This window comes from Pseudomonas sp. ERMR1:02, assembly GCF_002277815.1.
Classification (GTDB): Bacteria; Pseudomonadota; Gammaproteobacteria; order Pseudomonadales; family Pseudomonadaceae; genus Aquipseudomonas.
Genome location: NZ_NKJI01000001.1, coordinates 104,520 through 112,500 on the forward strand (window position 1 = coordinate 104,520; position 7,981 = coordinate 112,500).

The window sequence follows — 7,981 nt, forward strand, 5'->3', positions numbered from 1 at the left end:
CCCAAGAAACAGGTGAATTTCGTGAGCCAGCCTACGCCAGCCGTGCGTACCTTCCAAGACTTGATCCTCGCCCTCCAGCAATACTGGGCCGAGCAAGGTTGTGTGGTACTTCAGCCCTACGATATGGAAGTAGGCGCCGGCACTTTCCACACTGCTACATTCCTGCGCGCCATTGGCCCGGAAACCTGGAACGCCGCCTACGTGCAGCCAAGCCGTCGTCCGACTGACGGCCGCTACGGCGAAAACCCAAACCGTCTGCAGCACTACTACCAGTTCCAGGTCGTCCTGAAGCCGAATCCGGACAACTTTCAGGAGCTGTACCTAGGTTCCCTCAAGCATGTGGGCCTGGACCCGTTGGTTCACGACATCCGCTTTGTCGAAGACAACTGGGAATCGCCGACCCTCGGCGCCTGGGGTCTGGGCTGGGAAGTCTGGCTCAACGGCATGGAAGTGACGCAGTTCACTTACTTCCAGCAAGCGGGCGGCATCGAATGCTACCCGGTGACCGGCGAGATCACTTACGGTCTGGAGCGTCTGGCCATGTACCTGCAAGGCGTGGACTCGGTCTACGACCTGGTCTGGGCTGACGGTCCGTTCGGCAAAGTGACCTACGGCGATGTGTTCCACCAGAACGAAGTGGAACAGTCGACCTACAACTTCGAGCACGCCAACGTCGAGAAGCTGTTTGAACTGTTCGATTTCTATGAAAGCGAAGCCAAGCGCCTGATCGAGCTTGACCAGCCGCTGCCGTTGCCGAGCTATGAAATGGTGTTGAAGGCTTCCCATACCTTCAACCTGCTGGATGCGCGCCGGGCGATTTCCGTGACCGCGCGTCAGCAATACATTCTGCGTGTTCGCACCCTGGCGCGTTCCGTTGCGCAAGCCTATCTGCTGGCCCGCGCCAAGCTGGGCTTCCCGATGGCGACCCCGGACCTGCGTGACGAAGTACTGGCCAAGCTGGAGGCTGCACAATGAGTGCTCTGGATTTTCTGGTTGAACTGGGCACTGAAGAGTTGCCACCCAAAGCCCTGAACACCCTGGCCGAGGCGTTCCTTGCCGGTATCGACAAAGGCCTTGCTGCCGCAGGCCTGAACTACGAGACCAAAACCGTCTACGCCGCGCCGCGTCGTCTGGCTGTGCTGATCACCTCGCTGGCCACCCAGCAACCGGATCGCAGCATTAACCTCGATGGCCCGCCACGTCAGGCCGCTTTCGATGCTGAAGGCAATCCGACTCAAGCGGCACTGGGTTTTGCCAAGAAGTGCGGCGTCGACCTGAGCGAAATCGATCAGAGCGGCCCGAAACTGCGTTACAGCCAAAGCATCGCCGGCAAGCCTACCTCAAGCCTGCTGCCAACCATCGTCGAAGATTCCCTGAACGACCTGCCGATTCCAAAGCGCATGCGCTGGGGTGCGCGCAAGGAAGAATTTGTTCGCCCGACCCAATGGCTGGTGATGCTGCTCGGTGACCAGGTCATCGACTGCACCATCCTCGCCCAGAAGGCTGGTCGCGATTCCCGTGGTCACCGTTTCCACCATCCGGAAAACGTGCGTATCGGTTCGCCGTCCAGCTACCTGGCCGACCTGCGCGCCGCTTATGTGCTGGCCGATGCCAATGAGCGTCGCGACATCATCAGCAAGCGCACCGAAGAGCTGGCGACCCGCCAGGAAGGCACCGCTATCGTGCCACCGGACCTGCTCGACGAAGTGACCGCGCTGGTTGAATGGCCGGTGCCGCTGGTGTGTTCGTTCGAGGAACGTTTCCTCGATGTGCCGCAAGAAGCGCTGATCACCACCATGCAGGACAATCAGAAGTACTTCTGCCTGCTGGATGTCGACGGCAAATTGCTGCCACGTTTCATTACCGTGGCCAACATCGAGAGCAAAGACCCGCAGCAGATCATCTCCGGTAACGAGAAGGTGGTTCGCCCACGTCTGACCGACGCCGAATTCTTCTTCAAGCAAGACAAGAAGCAGAAACTCGAAGACTTCAACCAGCGCCTGCAAAACGTGGTGTTCCAGGAAAAACTCGGCAGCGTCTATGACAAGGCTGAGCGCGTTTCCAGACTCGCCGCTCATATTGCTGCGCGGATTGGTGGCAACGCTTCCTGGGCCGCTCGTGCAGGCTTGCTGTCAAAGTGCGACCTGGCGACCGAAATGGTTGGCGAGTTCCCGGAGATGCAAGGTGTCGCTGGCTACTACTACGCCCTCAACGATGGCGAGCCGGAAGACGTCGCCCTGGCCCTGAACGAGCAGTACATGCCGCGCGGTGCTGGCGCTGAATTGCCGTCCACCCTGACCGGTGCGGCCGTGGCCATCGCCGATAAGCTCGACACTCTGGTCGGCATTTTCGGCATCGGCATGCTGCCTACCGGTAGCAAAGATCCGTACGCCCTACGCCGTGCTGCACTCGGCGTGCTGCGCATCCTGATCGAGAAACAACTGGATCTGGACCTGAACGACGCCGTGGCTTTCGCCGTGAATGCGTTCGGGGCCAAGGTCAAGACGGCCGGTCTCAACGACGCGGTGCTGGAGTTCATCTTCGACCGTCTACGTGCGCGTTACGAAGACGAAGGCGTTGATGTCGCAACTTACCTGTCGGTCCGCGCCCTGAAGCCCGGTTCGGCCCTGGACTTCGACCAGCGCGTGCAAGCGGTACAAGCGTTCCGCAAATTGCCGGAAGCGGCTGCGCTGGCGGCGGTGAACAAGCGTGTGTCGAACTTGCTGAGCAAGGTCGAAGGCTCCGTGCCTACCGTCGTGGAAGCGAAGTACTTCGATAACGCCAACGAGTTCTCTCTGTACTCGGCGATCCAGCAGGCAGACCAGGCCGTTCAGCCGATGGCTGCGGCGCGTCAGTACAGCGCATCCCTGGCACGACTGGCTGCCCTGCGTGAGCCAGTGGATGCGTTCTTTGAAGCGGTGATGGTCAACGCTGAAGATGCCAAGGTCCGCGCTAACCGCTATGCGCTGTTGGCGCGCCTGCGTGGCTTGTTCCTCGGCGTCGCCGATATTTCATTGCTGGGGTAAGTCTGTTTGAAACTGCTGATTCTCGATCGGGACGGAGTGATCAATTACGACTCCGACGCTTACATCAAGTCGGTGGAGGAGTGGATTCCACTTCCCGGTTCGATCGAAGCCATCGCGCAGTTGAGCAAGGCCGGCTGGACGGTAGCGGTCGCTACCAACCAGTCGGGCATCGCTCGCGGCTATTACGACATCGCCACCCTGGAAGCCATGCACGAGCGCTTGCGCTCGCTAGTGACGCAGCAGGGTGGGGAAGTCGGGCTGATCGTCTATTGCCCGCACGGGCCGGACGAGGGCTGCGAATGCCGCAAGCCAAAACCCGGAATGTTGAAAACATCGCCGCACATTACAACGTATCGCTGACTAATCTATGGTTCGTCGGCGATAGTCTCGGTGACCTGGAAGCCGCCAAAGCCGTCGATTCTCAGCCAGTTTTAGTTAAGACCGGGAAAGGCGAAAAGACTTTGGGCAAGACCCTACCGGCAGGCACGTTGATTTTCGACGATCTGGCGGCAATCGCCGCAGAACTTATCCACAATTAGAGCGCTTTCGACAGTTCGGGAGTGCGCTTGAACAGTCGGGCAGTGCCCGTAACGGTAAACGTCGCCATGTCGATACTGCAGGCCATCAGAACCTTCCTCTTTTACCTGCTGCTGGGCACCAGCTCCTTGCTTTGGTGCAGCCTGAGCTTTTTTATCGCGCCCTTTCTGCCGTTCAAGGCGCGTTATCGTTTCATCAATGTTTACTGGTGCCGCTGCGCCTTGTGGCTAAGCAAGGTATTCCTAGGTATTCGCTATGAAGTGAAGGGTGCCGAGAATGTGCCCGACCGGCCGTGCGTGATTCAGTCGAACCATCAGAGCACTTGGGAGACGTTCTTTCTCTCTGCCTACTTCGAACCGTTGAGCCAGGTGCTCAAGCGTTCATTGCTTTACGTACCTTTTTTGGCTGGGCGATGGCCATGCTGCGACCAATCGCCATCGACCGTGAAAATCCGAAAGCCGCGCTCAAGCACGTAGCGAAGAAGGGCGACGAACTGCTCAAGGACAATGTATGGGTGCTGATCTTCCCCGAAGGCACCCGTGTTCCTTTTGGCACTATCGGCAAATTCTCCCGAGGCGGTACCGCGCTGGCGGTCAACGCCGAGCTACCAGTGCTGCCGATTGCGCATAACGCCGGCAAGTTCTGGCCCAAGAGCGGCTGGGCAAAGAAGCAGGGGGTGATTACCGTAATCATCGGCGCACCGATGTATGCCGAAGGCAGTGGACCGCGCGCTATCGCCAATTTGAACGATCGCGTCCAAGCCTGGAACGAGCAAATGCAACGGGAAATGGGCTCGCTGCCACCAGCACCTCAAGCCCCGGTTTCCAACGACCAGGTAGCCGTTTGAGATTCTGTGGATAACCTGTGTACCGTTTTTGAGAAAAGCGTTGTAATGTGATTTTAACTTAATGATTTATATAGATATTTCTTAAACAAATAAATTCCTGAAAAACGTGCATAAGTTTTTTTCGGGCGCAAAAAAACCGGCTGATATAGCCGGTTTTTTTATACCTGTAATTCGTCTGTTTCAATCTTCGAACAGAGGCAGGTGCAGAATGAAACAGGTACCTTCTCCAACCACGCTTCGGCACTCGATCCTCCCACCGTGTCGATCTACCACTGCCCTGACCATCGACAGCCCCAAACCCACGCCATCGATACCTTGAGCCGAGGAAAAGCGTCGGTATTGGCTGAACAAATCGGGCAACTCCTCTGGGGTGATCCCCTTGCCTTGATCCATGAGCTCACAGGTCAACCATCCTTCGCTGCAGCTGACCTGCACATTCACCCGGGTCCCGCTGGCGCTGTACTTGATGGCGTTCTCCAGTAGATTGAACACCGCTCGGGTCAGCAGCGCCTGATCCGCCATAATCAAACTTTCCTGTGCTTGCTCATCAATCTGTTGGAGCAATTCGATCTGCTTCTGCTGGGCAATCGGCAATGCCTGATCGAACACATCCAGCACCAGCATCGCAAACAGGCTTGGTTGAAACTTATAGGCTTCGGACTCGGCTTTCGCCAGTTGGACGAAGCCGTCAGTAAGGTCCAGTGCCCGGCGTACCTGTAACTCGATCTGGTCAAACAACGGTGCATGACCGCCAACCTGATGGCGATGCACATCCAGCAGGGCGAGAATCGCCGAGTGGGGGGCTCGCAAGTCGTGTGACAGGAACCGCAGCATCACACTGCGTTGTTCTTCCGCCTCCCGCTCGACGCTCAGGTCAGTCAGGCTCAATAGCCAACCGATCGGTGTATCACCATCCACTGGCAGCAATGGCGCGCGGTCCAGACGCAGACTGCGCTCCTTGATGTCGCGGAACTCCAGCAGTGGTAGCTCGGACAACAGCACCGGCACGCCCGGAGTCAATGCCGGATACCCCAATCGTGCCAATTGCTCAAGAACGTCATGCCCCACCAAATCGCTGGTGCACAGCTCGCGGGCCTTGCGGTTACCCAACAGGACCCGGCCTGTCGGGTCGCTGATCAACGTAGCGACTGGAAGATACTCCAACCCATCCGCAATGAAACGATGGGTATCGCGAGTACGACTCATGGCTTGCTCAAGTGCAATTATCTGGCCCTGCAGGCGGTCATCAGTGGGGAAGTGCGGACGGCGGCGTTCCGGTAAGATTTTCGGTTCGCTGTCCAGGCGTGCTAACTCCCATCCGAAATAGGTCAACACCCCGCTGAGGCGCCGCCAGTTCCAGACCAGATAACCTAGCAGCATACCCAGCATACTGGGGATCGGTGACCACCATCTCTGTAGTTCTGCTAAGCCGGCACTAGTCAACAACGCACAGCCGATACCTGCCAGGGTCAGCCACAGCGCCAGGCGGGGTAACCACAGCAGCAATCCCAGGATGCACGTCACCAGTGCAACAGCGAGCAAGGCGCCCAAGCCAGGAGTGTCATCGTGTAATTTAACTTGAATGGCATAGGACAGCAGTGCAGTCACCGACAACAGCACGAAACTTATACACAACCATTCGCGCACCAGTTGCCTGAACAGCCGTTGGACTTGAGTCGGCTCACGACTTTCCCAGCGCTCATTCATCATCGGCATCACTGATGGAACAGAGAAATTCGCTCATGGGTCACAGGTCTGAATGGATGACTGAAATCATAGCGGACCAACGGCAAGTCGCTTTCTTTCACTCTTGCTACCGAGTGGCTATCGTCTTAATAACAGCGGAACGCTCCCAGAGCCAAGGAATCACCGCCCATGCGTGTCGCGATACTGGACGATGAACCGGCCGAACTGCGCCGGGTGGAACAGACCCTGCTTCAAATGGCCGAGCCGGGGGAGGACGCCTGGTCCTTGCAAAGCTTCGCGAGGGGAGAGGACTTATTGCGGGAACTGCGCCGGGAAACCTATGACCTGCTTATCCTCGATTGGCAACTGCCAGACCTCAGTGGCCTGGAACTCTTGCGCTGGACCCGCGAACATATGGACGCGCCACCCTCAGCCATCATGCTCACCAGTCGCGACACCGAGAGCGACATCGTCCAGGCCTTGAATACAGGGGCAGATGACTACGTCAGTAAGCCCTTCCGCCCCAATGAATTGAAAGCACGTGTCGCGGCGGTGTTGCGTCGGCAAAGCCAGCAACGAAACGCTGCCGCCGAAGTGTTGAGTTTCAATGACTTGACATTCGTCGATGCCGAGCTGACCGTGAACCGCTCAGGTAGCCCAATTGTTATGACCGAACGGGAGTATCGCCTGGCGAAGTGTCTTTTCACTAATCTGGGTCGACCGCTGTCCCGAGAGTACCTTTACCAGCGGTTCTGGCCGCACGAAGAGATAGAATCGTCACGGCCTTTGGATACGCACATTTACCGCCTGCGCAATAAGCTTGGGCTGACGGCTGATCGTGGCTGGCAGCTGCTGACGATCTATGGTTATGGGTACCGGTTGGAGAGTGTGGTTACAGCACCTGAATGAAGCATGACCGTTCGTTGTGTAGGGCCACAAAATAGATGATTCGGCAGCCTCAGCAAAGCTGGAAGAAAATCATCTTTTTGTGTTGCATAGAAATCCGGCAAGACAGATTTTTCCGCGCACAAAACAAAACCCCTACCTGCATACGCAGATAGGGGTTTCGGAATTTAATCTTGACGATGACCTACTCTCACATGGGGAAACCCCACACTACCATCGGCGATGCATCGTTTCACTGCTGAGTTCGGGATGGGATCAGGTGGTTCCAATGCTCTATGGTCGTCAAGAAATTCGGGTACCGAACCGTCTTTCGACGCTTCAGCAAATTGGGTATGTAATAGATTTGTGTGTTGTGCGAACTTTCGGTTCATTGCGTCTTCACACACCGCAATCTGGCCTTTCGACGCAAATTGCTTGGGTGTTATATGGTCAAGCCTCACGGGCAATTAGTATCGGTTAGCTCAACGCCTCACAGCGCTTACACACCCGACCTATCAACGTCGTAGTCTTCGACGGCCCTTCAGGGGACTCAAGGTCCCAGTGAGATCTCATCTTGAGGCTAGTTTCCTGCTTAGATGCTTTCAGCGGTTATCTATTCCGAACATAGCTACCCGGCAATGCCACTGGCGTGACAACCGGAACACCAGAGGTTCGTCCACTCCGGTCCTCTCGTACTAGGAGCAGCCCCTCTCAAATCTCAAACGTCCACGGCAGATAGGGACCGAACTGTCTCACGACGTTCTAAACCCAGCTCGCGTACCACTTTAAATGGCGAACAGCCATACCCTTGGGACCGGCTTCAGCCCCAGGATGTGATGAGCCGACATCGAGGTGCCAAACACCGCCGTCGATATGAACTCTTGGGCGGTATCAGCCTGTTATCCCCGGAGTACCTTTTATCCGTTGAGCGATGGCCCTTCCATACAGAACCACCGGATCACTAAGACCTACTTTCGTACCTGCTCGACGTGTCTGTCTC

4 protein-coding genes, 2 rRNA genes and 2 pseudogenes (1 of these 8 running past the window's edge) are annotated in these 7,981 nt (G+C 56.8%); 5 read left to right on the top strand and 3 right to left on the bottom strand.

Annotated features, from left to right (window positions below):
* Nucleotides 1-21: 21 nt before the first annotated feature.
* From glyQ to CES87_RS00545, 4 genes and pseudogenes are all read left to right on the top strand, one after another.
* Nucleotides 22-975, top strand: coding sequence for a glycine--tRNA ligase subunit alpha (gene glyQ / locus CES87_RS00530; RefSeq protein ID WP_003213601.1), 954 nt, complete (start codon nucleotides 22-24; stop codon nucleotides 973-975).
* On the top strand, nucleotides 972-3,026 hold the full coding sequence (glyS, locus tag CES87_RS00535; RefSeq protein WP_128604513.1) for a glycine--tRNA ligase subunit beta: 2,055 nt from the start codon (nucleotides 972-974) through the stop codon (nucleotides 3,024-3,026). Before glyQ ends, glyS begins: the two co-directional genes overlap by 4 nt.
* Before the next feature lie 6 nt (nucleotides 3,027-3,032).
* Nucleotides 3,033-3,565: pseudogene (gene gmhB / locus CES87_RS00540) on the top strand (D-glycero-beta-D-manno-heptose 1,7-bisphosphate 7-phosphatase).
* A 66-nt stretch (nucleotides 3,566-3,631) separates the two neighbouring features.
* Nucleotides 3,632-4,410 (top strand): annotated as a pseudogene (locus CES87_RS00545) (lysophospholipid acyltransferase family protein).
* Between the two features lie 180 nt (nucleotides 4,411-4,590).
* Here the strand turns inward: CES87_RS00545 and CES87_RS00550 are convergent.
* Complete coding sequence (locus tag CES87_RS00550) at nucleotides 4,591-6,120, bottom strand: HAMP domain-containing sensor histidine kinase (RefSeq protein WP_128604514.1); 1,530 nt, start codon at nucleotides 6,118-6,120, stop codon at nucleotides 4,591-4,593.
* A 165-nt stretch (nucleotides 6,121-6,285) separates the two neighbouring features.
* On the opposite strand from CES87_RS00550, the gene CES87_RS00555 reads away from it, so the two are divergent.
* A complete protein-coding gene (locus CES87_RS00555) occupies nucleotides 6,286-7,005 on the top strand; it encodes a response regulator transcription factor (protein ID WP_128604515.1) in 720 nt (239 codons plus the stop codon).
* Nucleotides 7,006-7,173: 168 nt separating this feature from the next.
* Here CES87_RS00555 and rrf read toward each other — a convergent pair.
* Together rrf and CES87_RS00565 are read right to left on the bottom strand one after the other, a co-directional pair.
* Nucleotides 7,174-7,289 (bottom strand): 5S ribosomal RNA (rrf, locus tag CES87_RS00560).
* Between the two features lie 138 nt (nucleotides 7,290-7,427).
* Nucleotides 7,428-7,981 (bottom strand): 23S ribosomal RNA (locus CES87_RS00565); it runs 2,337 nt beyond the window's last position.

Bases quoted from the DNA above. Each gene is read 5' to 3' on its own strand.
- glyS (WP_128604513.1), top strand. From the start codon at position 972: ATGAGTGCTCTGGATTTTCTGGTTGAACTGGGCACTGAAGAGTTGCCA.
- CES87_RS00550 (WP_128604514.1), bottom strand. From the start codon at position 6,120: ATGATGAATGAGCGCTGGGAAAGTCGTGAGCCGACTCAAGTCCAACGG.
- CES87_RS00555 (WP_128604515.1), top strand. From the start codon at position 6,286: ATGCGTGTCGCGATACTGGACGATGAACCGGCCGAACTGCGCCGGGTG.